The organism is Marinomonas piezotolerans, assembly GCF_003362755.1.
Classification (GTDB): Bacteria; Pseudomonadota; Gammaproteobacteria; order Pseudomonadales; family Marinomonadaceae; genus Marinomonas; species Marinomonas piezotolerans.
The window spans coordinates 548,959-575,731 of sequence record NZ_QKRA01000002.1; the positions used below are offsets into that span (position 1 = coordinate 548,959).

Genomic DNA, 26,773 nt, shown 5'->3' on the forward strand with positions numbered 1-26,773 from the left:
AGTCTCTCGTTAACTATTCAAAGACATCCAAGTCATTAGCTAAAACCACCTCGCCATCATAGTGTGCACGAACTTGTTCAGCGGTGGTTTCAATCGGTTCAGCATAGTACAGCAAGTGTGTCAGAACCAGTAAGCCAGGTTGCACCGCATTGGCTACTTTAGCAAGCTCTGCGGCGGGGGTATGCGCTTTGGAATGATAATTTTGCCACTCAGATGAGAGTTTCTTCAGGGCTTCGTCGTTGATCACCTCGTGTACTAAGATGTCCGCACCTTTCGCCATTTCTATTAGCTTTTCGCTGTAGCCCGTGTCACCTGAAATAACGACTGTTTTGTCTGGTGTCGTAATCTTGTAGCCGAATGCGGGCTCAATATCACCATGTGCCACATCAAACGCTTCAATGGTGACATCGCCATCTTTGACAACCCAACCGCCATGCTCGTATTCGTTGACTTTTGTTTTATGCATCTCTGGATTCTGGACAGGCTGTAAACCATTAATACGCAGATCCAAATCCACTTCTAGCATGTCGTAATAGGCATCTGTTATGGCTTGCATCCCCGTTGGACCATAGACGGACAGTTGGTTCGTGCGCCACCACCAAAGCGACGATGCGAGCTCTGGATAATCCAGTATATGGTCGCTGTGTAAGTGGGTAATAAAAAGATGTTCGATCTCAGTCGGGTAAAGTTGTGGGAAACCGTTAGCTGACGCTTCAATGGCTCGATGGACGGCACCAGGCCCTATATCAAATAGGTATGCCTTGTCGTTGTACACGACTGCCGTGGACGAACCAACGCGTTCAGGATTTGGCACGGGAGTACCTGTTCCTAGCGTAACGACTTGAGTTTTAGCAAGCGCAGGCAAGGCCGCTAAACTCAGGGCTAATAGGGTGCAACGGGAAAGTGTCTTAATCATAATCTGAGATCGCTCTGTTATTGTTATTTGAATAATATCTGTGTCTGGGCAGATACAGGGCAGTGGCTGGGCTGCCTTTTTATCATTGCGAGTGAGTCAGAAAAGGTAAATGAGAAAGTGCAAAGTGTTCCACTGAGTGGAACACTTGTTATGAGCCATTAGATTTAATCGATAGCAATTAAGTTGCTAAACGCCTTGCTAATAAAGTCGTGTTTTACACTGGTGTGAGCGACGGGCTGGGCAAACCAAAAACTAAGCGGCTGGTCAAAGCCCACACCATGCATGTAGTTGTAAAGGGCTTTACGTAGGCCATCGCCCAGCATGTCGTGATCGACATCAGTCGGGTCAAAGAAGTCGACATCGTTCTCCGCAAACAGTGTCTCAGGGCGCTCAGCCAACGTGATGCCATATTCGTCGGGGTTGATGCCGATCGGGCTGTGGATCGTCGCAGCGAAACGATGCCAGTACGCGGACTGAAAGCAGCCGAGGGACATCATCTGGCGCACCATTTCTAGTGCATCGATACTCTCTTGTTCTGTTTGTGTAGGAAAGCCATACATTAAGTAGGCGTGAACCAAGATGCCTGCATCACTGAAGCCTTTGGTGACTCGGGCGACTTGCTCGACACTGACGCCTTTTTTCATCAGCTTTAATAAGCGATCAGAGGCCACTTCTAATCCACCACTAACTGCGATGCAGCCTGAGTCCGCCAAGAGTTGGCATTTTTCAGGAGAGAAGGTCTTCTCAAACCGGATATTCCCCCACCAACTGATCACGACACCGCGTTCAATCAAGCGTTTGGCTAATGCAAACAGTGCTTTCGGTGGCGCGGCTTCATCGACAAAGTGAAAGCCTGTTTGTCCCGTTTCTTCAATCAGCTGTTCGATTCGATCAATCAGTATATCGGCCCCCGCGGCATCGTAACGGTCGATGTAATCCAGTGTGACATCACAAAAGCTGCACTTGCGCCAATAACAGCCATGGGCGATGGTGAGTTTATTCCAGCGCCCATCGCTCCAGATGCGGTGCATGGGATTGAGCATTTCGCATAAGGCTAGATAGTCGTCCAGGGGTAACCCGTCATAAACGGGCGCGCCAACCTCTGTTTGGGGGATGTCGTGCAGCGCTTTGTTGTCATTGAAGTAAACAAACGGTTCGCCATCTTGATCCTCTGCGAGGAAGTACGTTCTTACGAGCTCTTCTACCTCACGTTTGCCATCAAAATATTCCAGCAAGGTCATAAACGGGCGTTCGCCATCGTCGACACAAATAAAGTCGACGAATTCAAACACTCGCGGGTCTTTTAGCGCACGCAATTCAGTATTAACAAATCCGCCACCCATGACGATTGGAATATCTGGTGCGATGTCTTTGCAGGTTTGCGCAATGCGCAGTGCACCAAGCATGTTTCCGGGAAAGGGAACGGTCAGAGCTACCACACTGGGCTGAGTTTCTTCCAAGTATACTTCAACTAGCTGCTCTAAAATTTCTGAGCTGAACGTCGACTCAGACATCAGCGTGTTATACAGATCATCAAAGCTTGGGTTCGCCGCCGCAAGACGCTCACCATAACGACTGACTTCAAAATAAGGGTCAACGCCTTGAGTGATGACGGCCGATAAATCATTGATAAACAATGTCGCCAGATACTTGGCTTTATCTTGTACCCCTAGATCGCCAAACGCGCTTTTCAACACATCACCTGATACCGCTTCCATTTGTTCAATGGCATCGAATGCAGGCCCCTCGGGTAAGAAACGACGAGAGTTGATGCGCATGGCAAGGCTCGGGTCTTTGCCTTGTAAAAAACGAATCACAGGCTCAACACATAACCGATAGCGATCAAACTCTGCCAAAAAAGCAAAGACCGCGTCGGGTAGCTCGTCGTCTTCAAACGCTTCAAAATTGTCTTCCACATGTTGGCGCATGATGTCTAAGCCTTGCTGAGTCATCATCTCCAGAAAGAGCTCGATGGCTGGGTCTCGCTGCACGGCCTCATAGCCTTGAGAGCGTAAAAAACCTGTTAGATACGCTGTCGCTGGGTACGGCGTATTCAACTGAGTCATCGGTGGGGTCATTAAAAGAACGGTCATGGTAGGCCTGTGTGTAAAGCTCGTAGGAATAGAAATAAGTTTATCATCAAATGTAGCGACAATGGTGTGCACTTTTTTTGTGCTTTTTGTTGGCAGGGAGTTCTATAACGAGAGTTAATGTGACAGACTGCAACTGATTAATGAATAGCTATTCACTAATCAAACGCTCCAATAATGCAAAAATATAAACACATTACTTTTTCAGACAGCTTGTTAAAGGAAAAAAAGCTATGAATAGGTTTTCAATGAGAGCTAAATTTTCGATATTGACCGTTTCAATTATCGTCGTTTTTTTAGTTGCTTTAGTGGTTATCAAATCCAAAAGTACAGCGTTAGTAGACAGCTTTGATCGTTTTTACAATGAAAATTATACGGTTTCCGTGAATTTGGAGCGTATCAAAGAAACGCAGGTCGACATTGTACTAAATGTCAGGGGCTTACAAATCGGATACTTGTTGTCACTTGACCAGCAAATTCCTCCTTACTTGAAAACCATCAAAGAGGCTTATGCTAAAACCCCCGCGCTATTTCAGAACTTGAAGACTGGCTATGCGGGTAACCCAGAAGCATTGAATAAGCTTGAGAAGCTAGTGATGGACTTTCAAGGGAAAACCAAGGCATTTGTTTCTGCGATGCAAAATGCACCAGACAATAAAGCGCCATTCCCTATTTTTTCGGCGTTCATAGGATCTTATTCGGCGCTAATGGAAGAGTTTAATGCGTTCTCTGAGGTCAACAATAAGGCGGTATTGGCGGCCAAACAGCGTTCAGACAGCCTCTCTTCAGAGATCGAAATCAGTTTTTGGGGGTCAGCGATTGTCGCCTTACTTGTGTCACTGGCACTTAGCTACCTGATATCCCGTAGCATTGTTGGACGTATTCAGGCGGTGCGAACCGCGGCGCAGGAAATGGCGAAAGGTCATCTGAATAACCCCGTGACAGTACTTGGAGACGACGAAATCGCCGATTTAGGTCATGCTATTAATGCCTCAACAGAGCACCTTCGTTCAGTCATCACCAACATCTTGCACGCGGTGGATGATGTTAATCAAAATAGCTTGGGTGTACTTAAAGCGAATCAAGAAGCCGCGAAGCGCTCTGTTAACATCATGGATCATACCGAATTAGTCGTGGTCGCGCTGGAGCAGATGTCTGCCAGCAACCGCAGCATATCTGACCATACGCAGGAATCTTCTGAGGCTGCAAACGGTATCAGAAGCGTTGCACAAAGCAGCTTGACCACGGCGCATAACACCTTAGCCGAAACCGAGAACTTAGTCGCAACGTTAAACCAAACTAATATGGCGGTCACGGCATTACGCAGCGAAACCAACAATATTGAAACCATTTTGGGCGTTATTCGCGGTATCTCAGAGCAAACGAATTTGCTTGCGTTGAACGCTGCGATTGAAGCCGCTCGCGCGGGAGAAACTGGGCGCGGATTTGCGGTGGTAGCAGATGAGGTTCGTGCGTTGGCTCAGCGCTCTCAAGACAGCGTCAACGAAATAGAAGCCTTGCTGTCGAAGCTCAATCAAGCCAGCCATCAGGCTGTCAGCCAAATGGACAGCAGCTTAGAGTTAGTGGAAAGCTCCCGCAAGCATGTGTCTGAAACCAATGATTTAACGCGCGACATACTGGAGCGAATTGAGCGTATCTCAGAGCAAGCGAGCCAAATTGCATCCTCTGCTGCAGAGCAGATCACGGTTACGGATGATATCAACAATAAGATGCACTCTGTTCGCGACCTCACCCAGCGCAATGCTGAAGAAGCGAAAAGCTCTGGTCAAAGCGTGAAAGACAGCAGTGAAGATGTGAAGAAACAGCTGGAGTTCTTTAAGCTTTAATAAAACACGGCGGGGAGCTATTCGCTGACTCCCCGTCGCATTCCCCAGCCTCATAGACGCTTTAAACAAGGTTGCTCAATCCAATGCCAAGATAAGGCCGCCGCGCCGAATGTGGCGATGGTCGAGACTATGACGAATAAGCTAAAGCCTATGTTCGGCCAAAGCTGGAGAGTCATCTGTTGGACGACAAAGCCGTAAATATAGAGACCATATGAATAGTCTCCAAACTGGTTAAATTGTCGGATAAAGCCACCAGGGCGGTAAGCCAGCACCAACACCGAATACGTTATACAAATACAGACGTAGGCGCTTAAAATCGGAGTATCTAACAGCGCTACAACACCCATCCAAAGTAACCCTGCGTATCGGTAACGCAACACTAAATAATCTCGCGCCAAGTAACAAAGTGCTGCGATGGCAAAAAGACAGATAAACAGAAGAATGGTTTTTGAGTCATCCTGTCGATCACTTAATAGGGTATTTATGACACTGTTACTGCCCAGTAACACCGCGAAAAGCCCCCATAACACAGTACTTTGTCGAGCTTTTTCGAAAAGCGGTGGGCAAGCATCTTGCAACAGTAGGGCGATGCAAAAAAGCGTTGCTACCATGCTGTATAGCCAGACCTCGATTGGTAGCGTCCAGAGCGATGCGTTTATTTTTTGGGGGTACGGGTTGTCGCTGAACACATCGGCTAGGTCAAATTGTGTATCAATGGAAAATAGATTTAGGTTAAGAAAGTATCGCCAAGTGCTGGGATCGGTAAAGTAGATGCTGAGTGGGTAATCGGTAGCGAGCGGGCCGATGATAAAGACGGTAATCAACAACAGCACAGCGAGAGCGGGCAACAAGCGAATCGCGCGCGATAAAAAGTATTGTCTAAGGTCTTGTGAGCGCACCAAGCTTCGACAAATTAAGAAGCCACTGATGACAAAGAATACCGCGACAAACATATGGTCAAGGCGTACCCCTAACATGTACCAAGGGAGTGATGAGCCCGTGAAGACTAAATGACTGTGCGCGAGCAATACACCAACAGCGCAGATTAGGCGTATTAGGTTAAAGTTGTTATTTCGCGATTGGCTGAGAAATGAGAGACGATGCATCGTTCAATGGTACCACTAGTCGTTACTAAAAAATGAACTTAAGCGGCACAGCGAAAAAGGGATAGACAAGTACAACGCGCTGTAGCAGTTTAGATAGGTTTTTAACAAATTAGGAGCGGTTATGTTCAGTCATGTGATGGTGGGTGCGAACGATATAGAAAAATCGAAAGCATTTTACGACGCAGCGTTAATGGTACTGGGATACAAAGAAGGGGTGTACGACCAAAAAGGCCGAGTCGTCTACATTGGAGAGGATACGGTGTTCATGCTGACCAAGCCGATCAATGGGGAGCCCGCTTCGCACGGTAATGGCATGACTATTGGGTTTAAAGCCAACTCACCTGAGCTAGCCGATGCGTGGTTTGAGGCTGGTAAAGCGCAGGGCGGAGAGCCGATTGAGAATCCTCCAGGCGTTCGTCAAGTTGGCAAGCGTCAGCTTTACTTGGCGTATTTACGCGATCCTTCTGGTAACAAAGTGTGCGTCACTCATGTGATGCCATCTTAGGTTTAGAACGATAAATGCCCTGCGCCCAGTTGCGCCATTTGACGTTCGATCCATATCACCCGCTGCGCTAGGTAGGGGGTTAAATAGTTTGGGTCGCGTTTTCGTGGGCTGGGCAACAAAACCGCTAGTCGAGCTGCTTGATTCGCGTTCAAGTGGCGAGCAGACTTGCCAAAATAGTGCTGGCTAGCGGCTTCTACACCATAGATACCTTTGCCAAACTCAGCCACATTTAAATACACTTCTAGGATCCGTTTTTTACCCCACAGGGCTTCCAGCCCGAGTGCTAACCCTGCTTCCAGCCCTTTTCTAATCAAACTTCGACCAGGCCAGAGGAATAGGTTTTTTGCCGTTTGTTGGGTAATGGTGCTGGCACCTCGTAGACCTTCACCATCATCGTATTGCTCCAAAGCTTTGCTGATAGCGTGGATGTCGACCCCGAAATGCGTTGGGAAGCGTTGATCTTCCGAAGCGACAACGGCTAACGCAACATGGGGTGGCAGTTGATCAAGATCGATCCATGTGTGCGCTACCGGATAAGGGCTTTGCAACATGAAAGCAGTTGTCGGCGGCGCGATAAACCTCATAAGCAATAGGATCAGCCCTAGCACAAGGATGAGCTTCCATAAGAAGGACCAAAATCTTCCCAGAACTCTGCGTTGACGCTTTGCCATGTCTTGCCTTTTTGCAGTGAATAAACGTAAAAATCCCTATAGTACCAAGTTATAGGATAAGGAATGGGAACGAATATTGGAGCTATATCGCTTTAAATGAATAGTCTCAGCGAATAATGGAATTCGCTTAATGGCTATAGCTTGTTATGTTGTATAGATAAATAAAAAGAAGGAAGGGTGCATGTCGGTCACATCTAAAGGCTCCGCCGCGTCAACGATTTTGCCGGTGTTGGGAATCTTGTTACTGTCTATCGGTGGCGCGGGTGTCGGGCTTTTGTTTTTGCCACCTGTGCAAGCGGCTACGTTGGGGATCCTTATTGTCTGCGCGGCGCTTTGGGCCACATCGTATGTCCCTGAATACTGGCCGGCTATTGGGTTGTTTGCGCTGATTACTATGACCCAAATTGCCCCGGGTGAAGTGGTATTGTCAGGCTTCACATCATCTACTTTTTGGCTGCTGTTCAGTGGCATGGTGTTTGGCGCGGCCATACAATTTACTGGGTTGAATCATAAATTAGCGGGCGTACTGATCCAATTACTGGGTAAGCGTTATCGAAGTGTCATTGCCCGCACGACACTGTTTGGTTTGCTGTTGGCATTTTTAATCCCTTCAGGTATTGGTCGCGTGGTATTACTGATACCAATTGCCGTGGCCGTGGCCGTGGCTGATCAATTGGGCTATGTGGAAAACTCCAAAGGGCGTTACGGTATCTTGCTGGCCGCCGCATTCGGGACATTCTTACCGACCTTTTCAATATTACCTGCGAATGCTCCTAACATGCTGCTGTCGGGTATGAACGAAGCTTTGTATGGCGCTTCGATCTCATACTGGGATTATTTAGTCTTGCATTTCCCTGTACTAGGTTTGGCCAAAGCAGGCGTGATTATTTTGGTGATTTTGTGGTTATTCCCCGCGCCTGATCCTGATCATTCTGTGGCGCAGGAAAGGACGGAAAGGCCAGACGCTAAGCTAAACGCAAAAGAAAAACAGTTGTTGTTTGTTCTTGTCGCCTGTTTTATCGGCTGGTTCACGGATAGCCTGCACCACGTTGCTCCGGGCTGGGTTGGCCTATTGGCCTGTGCGGTATTGTTATGGCCCAATGGCGGCTTTACCCATAAACAATGTTTGAATCAGGATCTTAACTACGGCCCGCTGTTTTTCGCGGCGGGGGTGATTGGCTTAGGAGCAACGATTGCCTATACGGGACTAGGGGAATCCATGGTGCACGCTTTGACTCAAGTAGCACCGTTTTCCGAAGGCGCTCAATTGATGAACTTGGCGTTAGTGACAGGCATTTCATTGTTTGTAGGGATCATTGCGAATGTCGCGAGCATTCCTGCGATTGTCTCGCCGTTGGCGGCGGATCTTGCCCAGATCACGGGGTTGTCAAACTCCGCTATTATCATGTCAGAAGTAATGGGGTTTTCCACGGTGTTACTTCCTTATCAAGCGCCTCCTTTGGTGACCGCTATCGCGCTCGGTAAGTTGCCTTTGGGGCTGGTCAGTAAAGTATGTCTGATCACCTTTGCGATCACCTTAGTGATTTTATTGCCATTGAATTTTATGTGGTGGCACATCTTAGGCATGTACTAAATGTAAATACTTCTCTTTTAGTTCATGCCAAAAAAGTTCATTATAAGCCCTATCTGTTCGTTGGGTGTTTGTATGCATAGCAAGCGAAAACCAGCGTCGTTTTTTATCATCAACAACAATAAAGGGCTCGGTATGAAATTCGAATCATTAGCGCTGCACCATGGCTATACTTCAGAAGCAACGACAAAGGCGGCCGCTGTGCCGATTTATCAAACCACTTCTTATACCTTTGACGATACGCAACATGGCGCAGATCTATTTGACCTTAAAGTCGCAGGTAACATCTACACTCGCATCATGAACCCAACGAACGCAGTGTTAGAAGAGCGTGTTGCGGCGTTAGAAGGCGGTATTGGTTCACTTGCAGTTGCGTCTGGTATGGCAGCGATTACGTATTCCATTCAGTGTATTGCAGAAGCTGGGGACAACATCCTTAGTACGAGTCAGCTATACGGCGGTACATACAATTTATTCGCGCACACCTTCCCGAAACAAGGCATCGAAGTGCGCATGGTATCTCATGATGATTACGCGGGCTTTGAAGCCGCAATTGATGACAAAACCAAAGCGATTTTCTGTGAATCGATTGGTAACCCAGCAGGCAATGTTGTCGACATTGAGCGCTTAGCAGAAATCGCGCATAAACACGGTATTCCTGTCATCGTTGATAACACGGTGGCAACGCCTTACCTATGTCGTCCTTTTGAGTTGGGGGCAGACATCGTGGTGCATTCTTTAACAAAATACATGGGTGGCCACGGTAACAGCGTAGGAGGAGTGATTGTTGATTCGGGTAAGTTCGATTGGAAAGCAAACTCCAAACGTTTCCCAGCGTTGAATGAACCTGACCCGTCTTACCATGGTGTGGTGTACACCGAAGCACTGGGTGAAGCAGCTTACATTGGTCGTTGTCGTGTCGTGCCATTGCGTAATACTGGAGCGGCACTGTCTCCGCAAAACACATTCTTGATCCTACAAGGCATCGAAACGCTTGGCCTACGTATGGAGCGCCATTGTGAAAATGCTGAAAAAGTCGCTGCATTCTTACAACAGCATGAGAAAGTGAGCTGGGTAAATTACGCTGCTTTACCAGATAGCCCTTACTACGAGACGTGTCAAAAGATCACTCATGGTAAAGCGTCCGGTATTATCAGCTTCGGTATTAAAGGTGGTCGTGAAGCCGGTGGTCGTTTTATCGATGCATTACAAATGATCTTACGTTTGGTCAATATTGGTGATGCGAAGTCGCTAGCATGTCATCCTGCTTCGACAACACACCGTCAATTGAACCCAGAAGAGCTGAAAACAGCTGGCGCAAGCGAAGACATGGTCCGTCTATCCATTGGTATCGAGCATGTTGATGACATCATCGCCGACATTACACAAGCGCTTGATGCCGCATAAGGCAATACGTTAGCAAGCAAGGCCAGCTTCTTACGCGGTTAAGAAGCTGGCTTTTTTTATCGCTAATGGGGCGCAAAGGCTTAGCGGTTCACGATGTTCTTTTTCAATGACTAAAATGAACGGAATAAGGAGTTCGAGAGATAAAGTTTCGGATTTATTATCAAGGCACTACACTCGAATGGCGATGACAAAACGTCCACTTACCGAATAAGGAGTTAACATGGCCGTGCAAAAACTCGCCCCAAATGAGATTGACTCTGCCCTTTCAGAGCTCAATTCTGATACCTCCCAAAACTGGGTGATCGATAACGATAAACTTACCAAAACCTTTAAATTCAAAGACTTCCAACACGCTTTCGGCTTTATGACCATGTGTGCGATCTATGCGGAAAAGCAAGATCACCATCCAGAATGGTTCAATGTCTACAACAAGGTGTCCATCCAGCTCACCACACATGATGTATCAGGATTGTCTGTCAAAGATTTTGATCTTGCTAAGCAAATGGACATTTTTGCGCACCAGGCTTAAAAACTCTTTTGGCGACGATTTTCTGCGTAGACCTTCGGATAGACGGCGGACTGTATGAAATCATCAAATGCTCTCCTAATAATGTGAGCATTTGATAAATACACGCGTCATTATGTGTCGTCGATTTTTTTATAAAGCGTACGCCTGAGAAATTTTCTTTTTATAAATCAAATCACTACGAATTATTTTACTGTCCCTTTCTTATATCGGCGCAAAGCTTGCTCTTGTTTATTGAGCATGGAGCCAATCTCCAACAGCTATACAACTGTTTATGTTCAGTCGAACGGATAATAAAGACAATTCAAAGTGAGGCGATATTATGCAAATTAAAGCAGCAGTAGCTCGCGAAGCGAAACAAGCGCTCAGTATTGAAACGCTGGAGCTAGAGCAACCTGATACTCATGAGATCCTTGTGAAAGTCTTAGCAACTGGAGTGTGTCATACTGACCTTGTCGTACGAGATGGCATGTTACCGACCCCTTTACCTGCTGTATTGGGCCATGAAGGCGCCGGTATTGTAGAGCATGTGGGTGCGGGCGTGACCAAGGTAAAACCTGGGGATCGAGTGGTGATGACGTTTAATTCCTGCGGTACCTGTCCCAGCTGTCATCATCATGACAGTGTTTATTGTCATGAGTTTTTCCCATTGAATTTCAATGGCGCTCGTTTAGATGGTAGCAGTCCGATTTCAAAAGATGGCGAGGCGATATCGGGAAATTTCTTTGGTCAGTCTTCGTTTGCTAACTTTGCTTTATGCAATGAACGTAATGTCGTTCAAGTACCCGATGGCATTGAACTTGAGCTACTCGGGCCGTTGGCCTGTGGTATCCAAACAGGGGCTGGGGCAATCATTAATGCGCTTAAGGTAACGCCTGGTTCTACTGTGGCGGTGTTTGGTGTCGGTTCGGTTGGTTTGTCCGCTATCATGGCTGCAAAAGTGTGTTCAGCGACGACTATCATCGCGGTTGATCAAAATGCAGAGCGATTAGCTTTAGCAAAAGAGCTTGGCGCAACACATACAGTTAATGTAAATGATTGCAACAGTACCGAAGAGATCATGAATATTACGGGTTACGGCTTGAACTTTGCTCTGGATACGACTGGATTACCGCCAGTGATTCGTAATGCTGTTGAAGCGCTCGCACCCAAAGGTACCTGTGGTATCCTCGGCGCGTCGGGCCCTGATGCAGAAATTTGTCTGAACGAAACGCATTTTATGAGTGCTGGTCGACGTCTGATGGGCATCGTCGAAGGTGAATCTCACCCAGAGACATTCATCCCTGAGTTGATTCGGTTACACCAAGCTGGCTTCTTTCCATTTGATAAGCTGGTTCGGTTTTACGAATTTGAAGAGATTAATCAAGCCATCGCCGACTCAGAGTCAGGTGTGACGATTAAACCTATTGTGCGTATGCCCCACTAGTTGAACACTCCACGACAAAGTATGGCCATGGTTTAGAGGTCATGCTTTGTCTGGTATTTTGCTTAATCGATACGCTAATTGAGGCCTTGTAAGACCCACTAACTTAGCTGCTTGTGAGAGGTTACCATCGGCCTTCGCCACTGCCTCCTGAAGTATCTTTGATTCGATACTGTTTAAATTAAGGCTTCCGTCTGAGCTGCAAAAGTCGTTTAGCTGCTGGAAAATAGAGCTATCTTCTTCACTTTTGCGATGAGCGCTGGTTGCCTTTAATCCGCCTTGACCGTCAATAGAAAATGTTAATTCATCTGGCATTTTCTCAGTTCTGAATAGATGAGACAGCTCGACAGGACGCCCCTCTTCAGAGCTAATCACTCCTCGTTCGATCAAGTTCTGAAGTTCACGAATGTTACCCGGATACGAATACTGCATTAACGCTTGTGTCGCTTTATACGACAAGCCGCTCGGAAAACGTTGGTGTAGCTTACACAGCTCATGAAAAAAATGATTAATGAGCAGAGGAATGTCGCCGCGCCGTTCTCGTAACGGTGGTAATAGAATGGGATAAACATTAAGCCTATAAAACAGATCCTCACGAAACTCGCCTCGGGCAACGGCTTCACGCAGGTCGATGTTGGTGGCGGCAACTACTCTGACATTGACTTTGATGGACTTGATCCCTCCGACGCGTTCTATTTCGCGTTCCTGCAAAGCACGTAGCAGTTTGCCTTGACCAGCAAGGCTAAGATGACCAATTTCATCAAGAAACAGGGTGCCGTCTTGTGCACGTTCGAAACGACCGGGACGGCTCACATTGGCGCCCGTATAGGCACCCTTTTCAACACCAAATAGCTCGGCTTCCAAAAGATTATCTGGGATGGCCGCACAGTTAAAACCAATAAAGGGGCCGTCCTTGTTAGGGCTCAACTCATGCAACCGACGTGCAAAAACCTCCTTTCCGACACCAGATTCGCCACTGAAAAGTACCGTTGCACGTGTGCTTGCCACCTTTTCCAATGCATGATGGGCAGCTGTGTAGGCGGCTGATGCGCCGACTAATGGGTTACCGTTATCGATGATGGGGCTAGTATTGGTCGGTTCTACAGCTGGGGGCGGAGAAGTCGACTCTGAAGACGACGCATTGATATAGCGTAAATCGTTTTCGATATTGTCCCAAAGCTTGGCGGATTTGCCGACAACGCGGCAGGAGGAATGCCCCATGGCACGACATTCTGTCTCTCGAAACACCACCAATGATCCGGTTAGGCCACTGACATAACCCATCGCGTAGCCAAGCTCTAGCCAGCAACTTGGGTGTGTATCGATTCCGTAACAGGCAATATGCTCATCGGCTTCACTGCTGAAATGCCAAACAAATTCGCCTTCGTACTCGCCTGCGTCTGCATCGTACTCAAAGGCTACTAGCTCGACTTTCACTGCGCCTTCCAAGGCATGCAATTTTGTCCCCGCTAGAAAGACTGCGGCGGGATCGGCTTCACGCCATTGGTGCCGTACAAAGTGGGCATCGCGCATGCCAGAGCAGTATCCTGTGCGTGTGAGCACACCGCGTGTGCGCTCTAGACCGATTGACTCGATTAATTCACGCCGTAGTTGTCCGATAGAGTGGCTGTGAATGAGCAGCATACGCTGATCATTGAGCCAGATGCGACCATCATTAGGCGAGAAAAAAAGGTGCTTGCTAAGCTCATCAAGTGTCGGTGATTCACCTTCATTCATGGCCTCTGCCGTGCCTTTAAAGCTTTGATGTTGAAGACTTTGAATGTCGGATAAAGAGACCTTGTTGTGTGAGGACATACCGATACCTTTGTTATTTTTGTAGTTAATCTAATCATCAAAGGAGAGGTGGTGTTTGATGATTTGATTAATAACAATATAGCATCGAATAAAATTGTTTATCTACTAAACATTTGTGTTTATATTTTTTTATTATATATATATATATCAATGAATTAGATGAAAGTGCAGTATGTGAGTTGTGTTTTGGTAACTTTCGGCATTGTGTTTGCTCTAGATAAAGAGAAAAAGCGTCTCGCACAATAACAACAATGGAGAAAACCTCGATGTCTAATTCAATACTTGTTCAGCAGCCTTGGAAAGATTGTTACTTTAATGGAGCGTGGCAAACCGCTTCAGGTGGCGTGCTTAAAGTCGATGAGCCTGCAACGGGAAGCACCCTTACCAGCGTTGGCTTATGCAATGCAGATGATATGTATCAAGCGTGCCGAACAGCGCAAGCTGTACAAAAATCTTGGGCGCAATGTAATCCTAGAGATCGTGCCGAAATATTTCGTAAGGCGGCGCAATTTTTCCAAGACAATTTCGATGAGTGTGCTTCTTTTATTGCTCAGGAAACGGGCGGGATCATCCCTAAAGGTCAGCATGAGGTTAAAGAGGCTATTTTTATTCTACAGCTGGCGGCCAACATGGCAGTCGAACCAAATGGGTTGATTTTGCCATCTACACCCGGTCGCCAATCCTATGCTAAGCGTATTCCCCATGGTGTGGTTGGGGTAATTTCGCCATTTAATTTTCCGCTGATATTGTCCATACGATCGATTGCTCCAGCGCTGGCTACGGGTAACACTGTGGTGAGCAAACCCGACCCGCAAACGCCGGTAACAGGTGGTTTCTTACTGGCGCTTGCATTAGAGCATGCTGGATTGCCAAAAGGTGTGTTCCAAGTATTACCAGGGGAAGCGGAAGCGGGCGCGGCCCTGTGTGATGCGCCGGAAGTTGGTATGGTGGCCTTCACTGGTTCAACGGCAGCAGGTCGAAAAGTAGGCGAAGCCTGTGGGCGCAATCTTAAAAAAGTAGCACTGGAATTAGGCGGTAAAAACTCGCTAATTATCCTAGAAGACGCGGATCTCGATGTAGCGGCCAGCAACATTGCTTGGGGGGCTTACTTCCACCAAGGGCAAATTTGTATGGCATCGGGTCGCGTGCTTGTTCACCACAGCATTGCCCAAGCATTGACGGAGAAAATTGTTGAAAAGGCAACTCACTTGCCGGTGGGTAACCCAATGACGGATCAAGTGGCGATTGGTCCGATGATCAACCAACGTCAATTGGAGCGTGCCCATGGTATCGTAACGGAAACCATCGCAGCGGGGGCGACGCTGGAAGCGGGCGGCACTTACGAAGACTTGTTCTATAAACCTACCGTTCTCACGGGCGTTAAGCCAGGTATGCGCTCGTTTGATGAAGAGATCTTCGCACCTGTCGTGAGTATTACGACTTTTGAAACGGACGAAGAAGCGGTCACTTATGCCAATGATACGGAGTATGGGTTATCTGGGGCGATAATCACCAATGATCTTGGTCGTGCTCAGGCAATTGGAGATCAACTTCATGTTGGCTTACTTCATATCAACGACCAAACAGTGAACGATGAATGTACTAACCCATTTGGTGGGTGTGGTAATTCCGGTAATGGTAACTCTGTGTGTGGCCCTTCTGATTGGGACACGTACACGCATTGGCAATGGCAAACCACTAAGACGCAAGCCACCCCTTACCCATTTTAATTAAGACGGTGTAGACGATAGTTGAAGCGGCCCTCTTAGCGATAAGAAGGCCGCTTTTTGACGACTGATGTCGACTTTGGCATGTGTTGGATCGTTTAGGTCTCCGAATGCGCAATATTGTCCAATACCTTTTGAATAGAGAAGCGCTACACTGTTAGTTATTGATCCATTGTTCAGAGGCGCTTCATGTCACATGCCAATCAATTTAACTTTTTGCACAGCGAGAGCTTGGCTAACGTTACCTTGTTACGAGCGTCGATGACGGATTTCGCGTATGGCACACATGCGCATGAGGAGTTCTCATTAGGTGTTACGTTAACAGGGCGCCAAGACTTTTTTACTCAAGGTCAATTTCAGCATAGCCACCCTGGGCAGGTGATGGTATTTAATCCGGGCGATGCGCATGATGGCACATCGGGTGCGGACGCTGCCTTGCACTATAAAATGCTGTACGTGCATCCGAAGCAATTTGAGCCTTTTTTACAGACCTTTCATGTGTCGCAACCAGAGCATTTTCGTATTAAAGACGCAGTGTTCACCGATAAGGCGATACAGGGCAATATTTTGCGTTTGGCCCGCCTAATCGAGCTACAAGAAAGCACTGCCTCTGAGTACGACACGGTGCTGTTTGAATTGATCGAGCAGCTAGTGCGTTATCAGCAGAATGCACCGGTAGAGCGTCATAATTCGCGCCGCAACCGATTACTCGATCGTGCGAAAGAATGCCTGGAAGATAATTATGATCAAGATGTTTCGCTTGATCAGTTAAGCCAAGTGGCCTGCATGTCAAAGTATCATTTTCTCAGAAGTTTCAAAGACTATACCGGTATGACGCCGCACCAATACTGGCTTAACGGACGTATTAATCGTGCACGCCAAGCGCTGCGTCAGGATACGCCTGTTGCACAGATTGCCACCCAATTAGGGTTTAACGATCTGAGTCATTTTAACCGACGCTTTAAACCTGTCTTTGGTTTGACGCCCCGACAATACCAGCGACTCATTCTGACTCGCTAACCGCTTAATCTGCGTAATTTGATCCGACTTATAGCCTATTGGAGGCATTGCTGTGCTCGAAATCTTTCTTTTTTCTTTTGTTCTGATGTATACCCCTGGGCCAGTTAACATGCTCTCGCTGTTCGCGGGCGTTAGTGGTCAGGCGCGACAAACCATTGGCTTTTGTGTCGGCGTTGGAGTGGCTATGGGGATTTTGTTTGCAGGGCTGGGTTATGTGGGAAGTGCGTTCATTCCTGCAATGGTACAGAGCATGGCATCGTTGTTGGGTGGGCTCTACATCGGGTGGTTGGGCGTCAAAATGATGCGTTCAAGCTTTACTGCACATTCGGTGTCAGAGCGCCCCACAGCCATGCATTTCTCGACAGGGTTTATCATGCAATTGACCAATCCAAAGGCCATGGTGGTGGTTGTTCCTGTCGTGACGGTTCAATTTCCTAATGCGAATATCGAAGGCGTTTCTATTGCTCTGATGGCCTTTGCACTGGGGGCTCTGGCTGCTTGGGCTCCAGGTACTTATCTACTATTAGGTAGTCAATTTAAACGAGCTGTTTTAAATCCCAATGTCATGTGTTGGACCAAGCGCATTATGTCTTGCATGTTATGGGGGGTAGCCGTGCAGTTCATTTGGCAAAGTCATGCGATGTACGGGCTATCTTAGTTCGTTAGATTCGCACATCGCCGCTTGCGCTCGCATGTGGCCATTTATCGCATAGATCAGACAACACCGTGTTTTCACGCTTTACTGAATCGCAATTGATTAGGTAGAGACTAGGAACATGATGGTATTTAGAACAGTATTTGTGGCCGCGGTAGTGATGGGTGTCACTGAGAGTGCGGTCGCAAAAGACTCCAATCAGCTCACGTTTTCCCCCATATTTGCTTACGATCCTGTGTATCAGTCCATTCTAGGCATCGCGTTGTTTTCGTATCCCGATCAGGATGAGACCAAACTAGGGGGCAACGTGTTCCGTCAAGGCAGCGTAATGGGCACATGGGATGGTTATGTGAGACTGTCCGCGATGGAAAATCGAACCTATTTAGATCGACGACAACGCGAGCTGTCCGTGAGTCTAAACAATTTTTTTGATTACGAATTTCCGGAGGGTAGTAGTCAATACAACCGATACGACCGTTGGCAGACTCGCATTAACAGCGAATGGTCACTACCGATATCCGATAGCACCGCTTGGTCATGGCTTTATGGCGTGAGTCTAGAAGCAGAACGTCACGATCGGGATGGTAATACAACCAAGGGGTACCCTAGCGTCGGCGTGGAACGCGATCGTCGTGACCGCTCCATGAATACCCGAATCGGAGATGTATTGTCGAGTCGCATCAGCGTATTGCCCGATGCACTGCACTCGCAGAGCATTGATGAAGCAGGTTGGCGTTGGCAGGCGGATTATCGTCATTATCAACCAATATTGGCTCACTCGGTGCTGGCATCGAGGCTAGAAGTCGAAGCGTCTGATGGGGATGTCTTCGTTTCTTCTTTGGGCGGCTCAAACCAGCTGCGCGGCTTTGTCGAGGAGCGTTACGAAGGAAAGATGAAAGTGGCGGGGCAGTTAGAGCTACGTTTTCCAATCTGGAAATGGATAGCGGGAGCGACCTTCATTGAAACTGGCCAGATTAAAACGCATTCAGAATGGCGTACTCTCAGCAATGGTGGCGTCGGGCTTCGCTTTGGGCTGCCGCCAGACGGTGCTGTGTTATTGCGTTTTGATTATGGCATCGCCGACAATGGCGATAATGAAGTATTTGTGAATTTCAATCAGGCGTTTTAATTCATTGGCAAAGTGAGGGATAGGTTTATGTCTGGGTTCGTCAAGGAGCTGTTGATTACTACGCTGATATGCCTCTTTATTGCAGTGTTTACCAATGCTTTAACAGAAGGTGGGTATTGGCTCAATTTACGCATCGCTTGCGCCTTTGGTTGGTCGATTATCTTGATTGTAAACCTAGTTTGCTGGTTACCTTGGTCGATTCCCACTTGGGCGAGCAATGCGATTGGATTAGTCGGTGGTTTCACGATCGGTATGGTGCATCTTATGACCATCATGTTTGATGAATTCAGTTGGGATAATTTATCCGGCTATTGGAGCCTGATCGCGTTTAACTTTTTCTTCTCGTTCGTGATTTGTGGGGTCGTGTTTTATTTGTTTGTTTCCACCTATCGGCTGCAAAAACTCCGCCGCGAAGTCGCTGAACAGGCCGCGCTCACGGCGCAAAAAGATCATCAACTGGCAGTGAGTGAACTTAAACTATTGCAAAGCCAAATCGAGCCTCACTTTCTGTTTAATACACTGGCGACGCTGCAAGGATTGGTGGACACTGAACCACAACAAGCGAAGCAAATGATCAAATCATTAGCCTCTATGTTGCGTGTCAGCTTGCAGCGCAGTCGAAGTCAGCAAGGCACATTGGCGCAGGAGTTCAGCTTAATTGGCGATTACTTGGATATCCAAAAAATTCGATTAGGTGGCCGGCTTACTTACTCGATTCAGCTTCCCGATGCACTTGCTCAAAGTCATTGCCCGCCACTTTTATTGCAACCATTGGTCGAAAATGCGGTGGTGCATGGTATTGAACCGAATGCTGCGGGGGGCGAGGTAACGGTCTCTGCGCAATATGTATCTGATAGCTTGCAGTTAGAGATTCGTAATACGGGAGTAGGATTTGGTGAGAGCAAGCATCAAGGGCATGGAGTGGGGATCCAAAATGTGCGGGAGCGACTGCACGCCCTGTTTAAGCAACGAGCAGATTTGCAAATACAACCATTACACGAAGCAAACGGCACACGGGTGCAGATTCGCTTGCCAAGGAGCCTGTCATTATGACTCAGCCTAAGACTGCGATCATTGCGGATGATGAGCCTATTTTGCGCCTGACATTGAAAAAGTTACTGGCAGAGGTTTGGTCCGACTTGGACATCGTAGCCATGGCATCTACCGGCACGGAAGCGCTGGAGTTAATTGCCGCGGCGCAACCTGATATCGCTTTTTTGGACATTCGAATGCCTGAGTCCAGCGGGCTTGATGTGGCGCGCCAGTTACAGCAACAGCCTGAGTTATCACCACACACGAAGATCGTATTTTTGACCGCATTTGACGAATATGCATTGCAGGCATTTGATCTCGCTGCGGTGGATTATCTCCTAAAACCAATTGATGAACGTCGGTTGGAACAGACGCGAGATCGCTTTCTGCAAGGGGCTGTCTCTGCTCTGGATCAGCAAGCAACGTTGACCAAGCTTGAGCGGTTACTTTCGGAGCAGGTTCGCCCCCAAACCTACAGTCGCTGGTTAAACGCAAGTAAAGGTGATGATATTTTCGTCGTCGACGTCAACAGCGTGCTTTACTTTCAGGCGGGGGATAAATACATCACGGTCATCACCACTGAGGGCGAATACTTGATTCGAAAAAGTCTACGGCAGTTGGAAGAATGGTTGGACCCTGACCAGTTTTGGCGCGTGCATCGTAGCATCTTAGTTCAGGTTAATCAGATTGCGCGGGTTGAGAAAACCTTCACAGGTCAACTGCGCATACATCTAAAATACAGCGACGCTATCATTCCGGTGAGTCGACGTTTTTCAGGTCGCTTTAAGCCTGCCTAAGACCACTTATTAGCGGTATTTACCGTTTATCGCACTCGGCTTTTTTGCTTGGCCCAACGCGCTAATCTGATGCCTCACATGTAACTGAGGTAATACCATGACCAAGCAAAACGTTATCTATCCAATGTTCGCGGTACTTGTATTGGCGGCGACCTATATCACTGCCATGCAGGCAGTTGGCGCACTGGAATACTATTACACGCTCGTTTATTGGCATTTGGCGACGATTCTCCCTGCTTTTGCTGTGGGAACATATCTAATGCTAAGCCGCAAAGGCACCCCTTTGCACCGTTCTCTCGGTCGCTTTTATATGGTGAGTATGCTGTTGACGGCGATCATCACGTTAATGATGCCCGCTCAAGTAGGCCCCACATTGTTTAATCATTTTGGCCTGATTCATTTGTTTAGCTTATTGGCAATTGAGAGTGTGTTTGAGGCGTGGTTTGCGATTCGACGTGGTGATGTGAAGCGGCATGCTAAATCGATGATCGGCCTATACATTGGAGGCTTGATCATAGCAGGTGGTTTTACCTTTATGCCGGGGCGTATGTTGCATGGTTGGCTATTCGGCATCATTGGTTAGATTGAGAGCGAATTGATCAAAAATCTATTTTACTTTGATTATCAAATAATCTACCTTGTATTTATATTTGATAATCAAAGTAAATTTTTATGACCATACCAAATTGCAACAAAGTCGATCAGTTCTCTTATTTCGACGCTAAAAATGAGCGACGCACGCGTTATGTTCTGGCACTCACTTTTGTGACGATGGTGTTGGAAATCGGTGCCGGTACAATATTTGGATCCATGGCATTGCTGGCGGATGGCTGGCATATGGGGACGCATGCCGCGGCATTTTGCATCACTCTGTTTGTATATCGATATGCACGTAAACACTCACACAGTGGCAAGTTTTCGTATGGCACAGGTAAAGTGGGCGTGTTGGGTGGCTACACCAGTGCCATGTTGCTTGGCATGGTGGCGTTAGGAATGCTGTTTGAGTCAGTGCATCGCTTGGTCAGCCCTGTTAAGATCGAGTTCAACGCGGCCATCTTAGTCGCTGTAATCGGTCTGGTGGTCAATCTGCTCAGCATGTTGTTGCTAGGGCATCATGATCATTCTCATACACATGACCATTCTCATACTCATGGGCACGATCACCACCAGCCGCACTCACACCAAGACCATAACCTTAAAGCGGCTTACATTCATGTGCTAACGGATGCGTTGACATCCGTATTGGCGATTGCTGCCTTATTGGTGGGTAAGTTTGTCGGTTGGACGTGGCTTGATCCTATTATGGGCGTGGTCGGAAGTGTCATCATTGCAAAGTGGGCATGGGGGCTGATGCAGCAAACCTCGCCGATCTTGCTCGATAAAGCCATTGATGAGAGCTATAAACAGCGTATTGCAGCCACCCTTGAACAAGCCGATGTGTCATTACAAGATCTGCATATTTGGAAAGTCAGTGCTGATCATTTCTGTGCCACACTGACATTAAAAGATCAGAAAATGCGTGAGCCAGCGTTTTTTAAACAACTGTTAGGGGACTTTGATAAAATCAATCACCTAGTCATTGAAGTCAACCCAGCTTAGGACGACCTATGTCGACAATCGTTTCATTAAACAAAGTACTGACTGAATTTTACGACAAGATGGCGTCGTGGGAGTCTTCTGTTGTACGTGAATCTGAGTACTCATTGGCACAGTTGCACACTCTTGAAGTGCTTGGCAACCACGGTGCAATGAACATGAAATCCCTCGCCCATCATTTGGGCATCACGACTGGTACTTTGACGGTTCAAGTGGATAAGTTGGTCAAGCTCGGCCTGTTGCAGCGTCGATACAGTGAACAGGATCGACGTTCTATCACTGTGGCATTAACGGATGCAGGGCAAGCCATACACGAGCATCATAATGCGCTGCACCTGTCTTTGACGGAAGAGCTCACCAAAGACCTAAGCCAAGTCGATCGAGATGCCCTGATCGCACTGTTGAGTAAAGTGAACCAAGAATTTTAAGCCCTAAAAGCGCCCCTTTACGTCTTTAAAAACCGCATACTTATGCTTTTCGTCCACTGATATTCTGTTCCTGCCAGTGCAATACATCTAAATGTTTCAATTATGTTTCATTTTAATTGCGTTTTAATTACATGTTTATTACATTCAGTTACATCGTTATATAAGATTTGAGTCACATTAGTTTCTTCAGGATGTGTTAGAGCAGGGGATGCAAAGCGTATGTTTAGCCACGTATTAGGTTCCATTAAGCACAAACTATATTTCGCAGCGTTTGTTGTGGGCCTCACTCTCATAAGTATTGCGATGTTCGCCTACTATGAAGCAGGTAAAGTTCAGGACTTGTTTCAGCTAAATCAATTGTCCGAACACAGTGAAAAGCAAATGTTGCTGCTGCGTAAGGATGAGAAAGATTTTCTAACGCGTAACGAAGAAAAATATGTAGCGTCCTTCGATCAAAACTATCAGGCACTGCTCGACGATCTCAATCAACTGATGACCTCTCCACTCAACGGCAGTGATTCGGACCATGTTCAAAACAATATCCAAAACCTAAAGCAACATTTGGCGGGATACCAAGAAAGTTTCTTAACAATTGCGGCGTTAAAGAAAGAAATCGGGTTATCTGAGTCTCAAGGCCTACGAAACGCTTTGCGAAATACTGTACACGATGTGGAAGAAACCATTTTATCCTTTAGCAATTATCAGCTTGAAGCCGCGGTATTGACCTTGCGCCGTAATGAAAAAGATTTTTTGCTGCGACAAGATGAAAAATACCTCACCCGTCACGACGACAACATTAACCGTTTTGTCACGTTATTGAAGCAGTCTGAGCTATCGTCTTCAGAACAGGCTGAGGTCGAACGACAAATACTTGCCTACCAACAAGATTTTCAAGCCCTAGTAGAAAAAATGAAAACAGTGGGTCTAACGCCCGAAGCTGGTTTACTAGGGGATATGCGTGATCAGGTGCATCAAACCGAAGAGAACTTTGAGGCGGTCCAAAAGGAGTTGTATGCACTTCAGCAAGCGTTCGCCAAAGAGTTGATCATTACCTTAGGGATTATGCTCGTGGTGGCCATTGTGTTTGGTGTCGGTATGATCACTTTCGTAGCGGTGACGGTTTCCAAACGCATTAACGTGGTTGCTGTCCAGATGCATAACATTGCTGAAGGTTCGGCTAACCTGAGTCAACGATTAGACATTACCGGGCGTGATGAGATCGCAGACTTGAGCCGTAGTTTTAACCGCTTTATTTCGAAGCTACAGGATGAATTCAAAGGCATTCAAACGGTCAGTGATGACTTATACAGCACCACAAAAGTCAATGCTGAACTCACCGCCAAAGCGCGTCATAATGCTAGCCAGCAGCAAGCGGAATCCTCGCAAGCCGCTGTCGCAGCGCAGCAAATGGCGGCCACCGCCCAAGAAATGGCAGTGAATTTGGAAGACACCGCGCGCCAAACCGAAGTCATGCAAAATGCCGTGTCCGAAGGGCACAGCGTGGTGCGCGATACACAGCAGGCCATCGACAGTCTTAATCGAGTCATCCTTGAATCGAGCGAGTCAGTTGTCCACGTCAGTGAACAAAGTGGCCGAATTAACTCGGTCGTTGATGTGATCCGAGACATCGCCGAGCAAACCAATTTACTTGCTCTTAATGCCGCCATTGAAGCCGCACGAGCAGGTGAAAGTGGTCGTGGTTTTGCCGTCGTAGCCGACGAAGTGCGCGGTCTTGCTCAGCGTACCCGCGGTTCTACCGAAGAAATCCAAAATCTAGTCGAAGGCTTACGCAACCGCGTACAGCATGCGGTCGGGCTAATGGAGCAAAGCAATGAATATGCTCAAGTCGGTGTGAGCAGCACCTCCGCAGCGGAAAACGCGTTAGAGCGAATTCACCATGCGGTCGATGGCATCGTCTCAATGAGTGCGCAACTTGCTGCAGGCTCAACCGAACAAGCCCAAACCGCCGACGTACTCGGCCACAATATATCAGCCATTTCCGACCTCGCTGACTCCACCCTTGACGCCATCAACCAAGTGGATCAAGAAGGGGAACGCCTCGCTGAAGAATCAGCGCAACTTTCTGAGATTGTTCATCGCTATATCTAACTAATGTCGTGGTGAAGTGAAAGCTGTCAGTCTTTCAAAGCTTTGATCTCTATGGGCTTAGTATTCTCTTTGGCCTCAGCTCTATTATTTCTTCAAGATGTATTTCTATCATTCAGTCTCTCAGTCGATTCTGGTCATTCAGAATCGACTGTTTTTATTGCTGGTTAGATAGCTCTCTGAGACGCCATTACGCAAACCGTTACAATTAATTGAAAGAAGTAACTTGTTAAATGTGTGCCGTTGGAGCAAATTTAATTCTATGCTTATCTTTTCGAATCGATTCAAAATTATAATAAAGAGGTTTTGCTATGGCGGAAGCACATTCGAAGCGTAACGTGTTGTTTGTGAAAATTGCGGTATGGATCGCCATATGTCTCGTAGCGGTCATGGCATTAATCATTTATTTGGTGGTCATGCTATCGTCTGCCAATTTAGAAAAAACGGCTCAACAGCAGCTACAAGTGGTCGGGGCAGAGAAGGTCAGAGCCATCGACTTAGCATTAAACCAAGTCATAGATTTCAACCGTTCTGTCGCGGCATCACCCACCATTAGGTCGTTAGCAGACACCATCATCGATTCTGGCGACGCCAAAGAAGCCGCCAATCAAGCCACCCAATATTTAAGCTCTATTTATCCAGCAGGCGATACTGACTATGAAAATGTATTTATAGATGTTCAGGACATCATCGTCGCCGACAGTCTCCAAGGTGTTTCGGTGGGTTACGATATGGGCCCAGCGAATGAGAGCGGTGATTATTCAGGTCGTCGTGTTTTGAAAACTGGGGAAACCTATGTCGGGCACGCGCAAATATCGCCGATTACTGATTTGCAGATTCTGATGATTTCGAGCCCTATATACTCCGCGAAAAAGCCTAACGAAACGGTTGCGGTGGTCAATAGTGCGGTGTTGTTAAACCGTGTTGCGGATAACTTGCTACGCGTTGAGAAGTCGAGTGCCTCTGAGACCGAAGCATTAGGGTTCTATTTGCTGGATGAATCCGGCTTGGTGTTGTCTTCGAACGATCAGGAGGCGATTCTTAATCTCGATTTCAGCACTTATCCAACGGTACAAGCTGCGTTGCAAAATACGGCAACGGATGCGTCGTCTAAGTTTGAGTTTGAATTTAAGGATCAGGCCCATGAAGCGGTGTTGAGTGATTCGATTATGGGACGCTTCCGATTACTCGTGACGCTGCCGGAATCAAGCTATTTGGCCAGTGTGAATAGCCAAGCAAAAACACTGATGTGGATGTTGTCGATAGCTGGCATAGTGTCGGTATTACTGCTGACATTTGGTGTGTATTTGATTACCAAACCGCTGTTAGGGCGTTTGTCACAAGCGATGAAAACGGCGGAGATCATTGCCAGCAGTGATTTGAGTCGTCCGATCGTCATTACGGGAAATGATGAAGGCAGCCGACTAATGAGCGCCTTGCAAGATATGCAAGAGCGATTAAAGCAGACGGTCGTCTTTATCATTGATAAGTCTTCGCAGCTATCCAATATGTCCTCGATGCTGCATCAACAGGCGCAGTCATCCAACAGCCAGCTTGAAAATCAGACCGGTGCGTTGCAAAACGCTGCCAGTGCGATTACTGAGCTGACGACCGTATTTGAAAGCGTCTCACAAAACGCAGACTTAGCACGAACCCTCGCCAACACGGGGGTCGAGCATACACAGAAAGGTGAAACAAGCGTCAACCAAGCGATTACTTCGATTGAGAACCTAGCAAGTGATTTGGAAAATACAACGAATGATGTATCACTGCTAGAGAAAGACATCGGTGAGATCACCTCGGTTCTGGAAGTGATTCAAGCCATCGCGGAACAAACGAACTTATTGGCGCTCAATGCGGCGATTGAAGCGGCGCGAGCGGGTGAGATGGGGCGTGGTTTTGCTGTGGTGGCTGATGAAGTGCGTAACCTTGCGCACCGCACCAGTGAGTCGATTACTCAGATTGAAAGCATCATCACACAAGTTCAAGCTCGCAGTAAGACCAGCGCACAAGCGATACGCGCGAGCAATGAAAAAGCAAAAGATACGGTGGCTCAAGCCAAGCTGGCGGGGGAAGCACTCATTTCTATTGGTCAATCTATCCAAGAAATCAGTGCGAAAAACATTGATATTGCTGGGGCGACTCAGCAGCAAAGTGCAGCCGTTCAAGAAATTGACCGTACGCTGAATCAGGTGCAGGATTCCGCGAACCTTACACTGGATAAAGTGAAAGAAACCAACCACTCTAGTGATTCGGTCTCAGGCATTGCCAGAGAGTTGGAGGACTTGGTACATCGGTTCAATATTGGCGATGGTAAAAAGTAGTTTTCTAGCGGTTTAATCCAGTTAGACAAAAGCCAGCTGAGCATTGCTCGTCTGGCTTTTTT

Annotated in this window: 22 protein-coding genes; 17 read left to right on the top strand and 5 right to left on the bottom strand. The window is 47.3% G+C overall.

All coding sequences use genetic code 11. The features are described from left to right. Window positions 1–13: 13 nt before the first annotated feature. Window positions 14–916: an MBL fold metallo-hydrolase gene (locus DN730_RS06585; protein ID WP_115467306.1), complete on the bottom strand. Its 903-nt coding sequence runs from the start codon at window positions 914–916 to the stop codon at window positions 14–16. A 164-nt stretch (window positions 917–1,080) separates the two neighbouring features. Next, window positions 1,081–3,009: a B12-binding domain-containing radical SAM protein gene (locus DN730_RS06590; RefSeq protein ID WP_115467307.1), complete on the bottom strand. Its 1,929-nt coding sequence runs from the start codon at window positions 3,007–3,009 to the stop codon at window positions 1,081–1,083. Window positions 3,010–3,239: 230 nt separating this feature from the next. On the opposite strand from DN730_RS06590, the gene DN730_RS06595 reads away from it, so the two are divergent. Further along, complete coding sequence (locus DN730_RS06595) at window positions 3,240–4,853, top strand: methyl-accepting chemotaxis protein (protein ID WP_115467308.1); 1,614 nt, start codon at window positions 3,240–3,242, stop codon at window positions 4,851–4,853. A 50-nt stretch (window positions 4,854–4,903) separates the two neighbouring features. Here the strand turns inward: DN730_RS06595 and DN730_RS06600 are convergent, their stop codons facing one another. After that, window positions 4,904–5,959 (bottom strand): acyltransferase family protein, encoded by a 1,056-nt coding sequence (locus DN730_RS06600; protein ID WP_115467309.1) that lies wholly within the window; start codon window positions 5,957–5,959, stop codon window positions 4,904–4,906. 121 nt (window positions 5,960–6,080) lie between these two features. On the opposite strand from DN730_RS06600, the gene DN730_RS06605 reads away from it, so the two are divergent. After that, window positions 6,081–6,464 carry a VOC family protein gene (locus DN730_RS06605; RefSeq protein ID WP_115467310.1) on the top strand — a complete coding sequence of 128 codons (384 nt, stop codon included), beginning with the start codon at window positions 6,081–6,083 and terminating at the stop codon, window positions 6,462–6,464. A 2-nt stretch (window positions 6,465–6,466) separates the two neighbouring features. Here DN730_RS06605 and mtgA read toward each other — a convergent pair whose 3' ends face one another. Further along, window positions 6,467–7,135: a monofunctional biosynthetic peptidoglycan transglycosylase gene (mtgA, locus tag DN730_RS06610; RefSeq protein WP_115467311.1), complete on the bottom strand. Its 669-nt coding sequence runs from the start codon at window positions 7,133–7,135 to the stop codon at window positions 6,467–6,469. A 181-nt stretch (window positions 7,136–7,316) separates the two neighbouring features. Between mtgA and DN730_RS06615 the strand changes: the two genes are divergently transcribed. The 4 genes from DN730_RS06615 (at window position 7,317) to DN730_RS06630 (ending at window position 12,085) form a co-directional block, all read left to right on the top strand. Then, window positions 7,317–8,729, top strand: a complete 1,413-nt coding sequence (locus tag DN730_RS06615; RefSeq protein ID WP_115467312.1) for an SLC13 family permease — start codon at window positions 7,317–7,319, stop codon at window positions 8,727–8,729. Between the two features lie 132 nt (window positions 8,730–8,861). Next, window positions 8,862–10,133, top strand: coding sequence for an O-acetylhomoserine aminocarboxypropyltransferase/cysteine synthase family protein (locus DN730_RS06620; protein WP_115467502.1), 1,272 nt, complete (start codon window positions 8,862–8,864; stop codon window positions 10,131–10,133). 220 nt (window positions 10,134–10,353) lie between these two features. After that, on the top strand, window positions 10,354–10,662 hold the full coding sequence (locus DN730_RS06625) for a 4a-hydroxytetrahydrobiopterin dehydratase (protein WP_115467313.1): 309 nt from the start codon (window positions 10,354–10,356) through the stop codon (window positions 10,660–10,662). Between the two features lie 319 nt (window positions 10,663–10,981). Beyond that, complete coding sequence (locus DN730_RS06630) at window positions 10,982–12,085, top strand: NAD(P)-dependent alcohol dehydrogenase (protein ID WP_115467314.1); 1,104 nt, start codon at window positions 10,982–10,984, stop codon at window positions 12,083–12,085. A 39-nt stretch (window positions 12,086–12,124) separates the two neighbouring features. On the opposite strand, the gene DN730_RS06635 is transcribed toward DN730_RS06630, so the two are convergent. After that, window positions 12,125–13,897, bottom strand: coding sequence for a sigma-54-dependent Fis family transcriptional regulator (locus tag DN730_RS06635; RefSeq protein WP_115467315.1), 1,773 nt, complete (start codon window positions 13,895–13,897; stop codon window positions 12,125–12,127). Window positions 13,898–14,163: 266 nt separating this feature from the next. On the opposite strand from DN730_RS06635, the gene DN730_RS06640 reads away from it, so the two are divergent. The 11 genes from DN730_RS06640 (at window position 14,164) to DN730_RS06690 (ending at window position 26,711) form a co-directional block, all read left to right on the top strand. Beyond that, window positions 14,164–15,627 carry a benzaldehyde dehydrogenase gene (locus tag DN730_RS06640; RefSeq protein ID WP_115467316.1) on the top strand — a complete coding sequence of 488 codons (1,464 nt, stop codon included), beginning with the start codon at window positions 14,164–14,166 and terminating at the stop codon, window positions 15,625–15,627. 186 nt (window positions 15,628–15,813) lie between these two features. Beyond that, complete coding sequence (locus DN730_RS06645; protein ID WP_115467317.1) at window positions 15,814–16,644, top strand: AraC family transcriptional regulator; 831 nt, start codon at window positions 15,814–15,816, stop codon at window positions 16,642–16,644. Window positions 16,645–16,729: 85 nt separating this feature from the next. Beyond that, a complete protein-coding gene (locus tag DN730_RS06650; RefSeq protein WP_281270503.1) occupies window positions 16,730–17,302 on the top strand; it encodes a LysE family translocator in 573 nt (190 codons plus the stop codon). A 118-nt stretch (window positions 17,303–17,420) separates the two neighbouring features. Next, a complete protein-coding gene (locus DN730_RS06655) occupies window positions 17,421–18,428 on the top strand; it encodes a BamA/TamA family outer membrane protein (protein ID WP_147290562.1) in 1,008 nt (335 codons plus the stop codon). A 27-nt stretch (window positions 18,429–18,455) separates the two neighbouring features. After that, window positions 18,456–19,481 (top strand): sensor histidine kinase, encoded by a 1,026-nt coding sequence (locus tag DN730_RS06660; RefSeq protein ID WP_115467320.1) that lies wholly within the window; start codon window positions 18,456–18,458, stop codon window positions 19,479–19,481. Next, a complete protein-coding gene (locus DN730_RS06665; protein WP_115467321.1) occupies window positions 19,478–20,257 on the top strand; it encodes a LytR/AlgR family response regulator transcription factor in 780 nt (259 codons plus the stop codon). The genes DN730_RS06660 and DN730_RS06665 overlap by 4 nt, the downstream gene beginning before the upstream one ends. A 97-nt stretch (window positions 20,258–20,354) precedes the next feature. Continuing rightward, window positions 20,355–20,840 carry a DUF2306 domain-containing protein gene (locus DN730_RS06670; protein ID WP_245957906.1) on the top strand — a complete coding sequence of 162 codons (486 nt, stop codon included), beginning with the start codon at window positions 20,355–20,357 and terminating at the stop codon, window positions 20,838–20,840. An 89-nt stretch (window positions 20,841–20,929) separates the two neighbouring features. Next, a complete protein-coding gene (gene dmeF / locus DN730_RS06675; protein WP_115467322.1) occupies window positions 20,930–21,856 on the top strand; it encodes a CDF family Co(II)/Ni(II) efflux transporter DmeF in 927 nt (308 codons plus the stop codon). 8 nt (window positions 21,857–21,864) lie between these two features. Continuing rightward, window positions 21,865–22,281 (top strand): MarR family winged helix-turn-helix transcriptional regulator, encoded by a 417-nt coding sequence (locus DN730_RS06680; protein ID WP_115467323.1) that lies wholly within the window; start codon window positions 21,865–21,867, stop codon window positions 22,279–22,281. 219 nt (window positions 22,282–22,500) lie between these two features. Next, complete coding sequence (locus DN730_RS06685; RefSeq protein WP_115467324.1) at window positions 22,501–24,390, top strand: methyl-accepting chemotaxis protein; 1,890 nt, start codon at window positions 22,501–22,503, stop codon at window positions 24,388–24,390. Window positions 24,391–24,698: 308 nt separating this feature from the next. Further along, a complete protein-coding gene (locus tag DN730_RS06690; RefSeq protein ID WP_115467325.1) occupies window positions 24,699–26,711 on the top strand; it encodes a methyl-accepting chemotaxis protein in 2,013 nt (670 codons plus the stop codon). Window positions 26,712–26,773 lie beyond the last annotated feature (62 nt).

Bases quoted from the DNA above. Each gene is read 5' to 3' on its own strand.
- DN730_RS06585 (WP_115467306.1), bottom strand. From the start codon at position 916: ATGATTAAGACACTTTCCCGTTGCACCCTATTAGCCCTGAGTTTAGCG.
- DN730_RS06590 (WP_115467307.1), bottom strand. From the start codon at position 3,009: ATGACCGTTCTTTTAATGACCCCACCGATGACTCAGTTGAATACGCCG.
- DN730_RS06595 (WP_115467308.1), top strand. From the start codon at position 3,240: ATGAATAGGTTTTCAATGAGAGCTAAATTTTCGATATTGACCGTTTCA.
- DN730_RS06600 (WP_115467309.1), bottom strand. From the start codon at position 5,959: ATGCATCGTCTCTCATTTCTCAGCCAATCGCGAAATAACAACTTTAAC.
- DN730_RS06605 (WP_115467310.1), top strand. From the start codon at position 6,081: ATGTTCAGTCATGTGATGGTGGGTGCGAACGATATAGAAAAATCGAAA.
- mtgA (WP_115467311.1), bottom strand. From the start codon at position 7,135: ATGGCAAAGCGTCAACGCAGAGTTCTGGGAAGATTTTGGTCCTTCTTA.
- DN730_RS06615 (WP_115467312.1), top strand. From the start codon at position 7,317: ATGTCGGTCACATCTAAAGGCTCCGCCGCGTCAACGATTTTGCCGGTG.
- DN730_RS06620 (WP_115467502.1), top strand. From the start codon at position 8,862: ATGAAATTCGAATCATTAGCGCTGCACCATGGCTATACTTCAGAAGCA.
- DN730_RS06625 (WP_115467313.1), top strand. From the start codon at position 10,354: ATGGCCGTGCAAAAACTCGCCCCAAATGAGATTGACTCTGCCCTTTCA.
- DN730_RS06630 (WP_115467314.1), top strand. From the start codon at position 10,982: ATGCAAATTAAAGCAGCAGTAGCTCGCGAAGCGAAACAAGCGCTCAGT.
- DN730_RS06635 (WP_115467315.1), bottom strand. From the start codon at position 13,897: ATGTCCTCACACAACAAGGTCTCTTTATCCGACATTCAAAGTCTTCAA.
- DN730_RS06640 (WP_115467316.1), top strand. From the start codon at position 14,164: ATGTCTAATTCAATACTTGTTCAGCAGCCTTGGAAAGATTGTTACTTT.
- DN730_RS06645 (WP_115467317.1), top strand. From the start codon at position 15,814: ATGTCACATGCCAATCAATTTAACTTTTTGCACAGCGAGAGCTTGGCT.
- DN730_RS06650 (WP_281270503.1), top strand. From the start codon at position 16,730: ATGTATACCCCTGGGCCAGTTAACATGCTCTCGCTGTTCGCGGGCGTT.
- DN730_RS06655 (WP_147290562.1), top strand. From the start codon at position 17,421: ATGATGGTATTTAGAACAGTATTTGTGGCCGCGGTAGTGATGGGTGTC.
- DN730_RS06660 (WP_115467320.1), top strand. From the start codon at position 18,456: ATGTCTGGGTTCGTCAAGGAGCTGTTGATTACTACGCTGATATGCCTC.
- DN730_RS06665 (WP_115467321.1), top strand. From the start codon at position 19,478: ATGACTCAGCCTAAGACTGCGATCATTGCGGATGATGAGCCTATTTTG.
- DN730_RS06670 (WP_245957906.1), top strand. From the start codon at position 20,355: ATGACCAAGCAAAACGTTATCTATCCAATGTTCGCGGTACTTGTATTG.
- dmeF (WP_115467322.1), top strand. From the start codon at position 20,930: ATGACCATACCAAATTGCAACAAAGTCGATCAGTTCTCTTATTTCGAC.
- DN730_RS06680 (WP_115467323.1), top strand. From the start codon at position 21,865: ATGTCGACAATCGTTTCATTAAACAAAGTACTGACTGAATTTTACGAC.
- DN730_RS06685 (WP_115467324.1), top strand. From the start codon at position 22,501: ATGTTTAGCCACGTATTAGGTTCCATTAAGCACAAACTATATTTCGCA.
- DN730_RS06690 (WP_115467325.1), top strand. From the start codon at position 24,699: ATGGCGGAAGCACATTCGAAGCGTAACGTGTTGTTTGTGAAAATTGCG.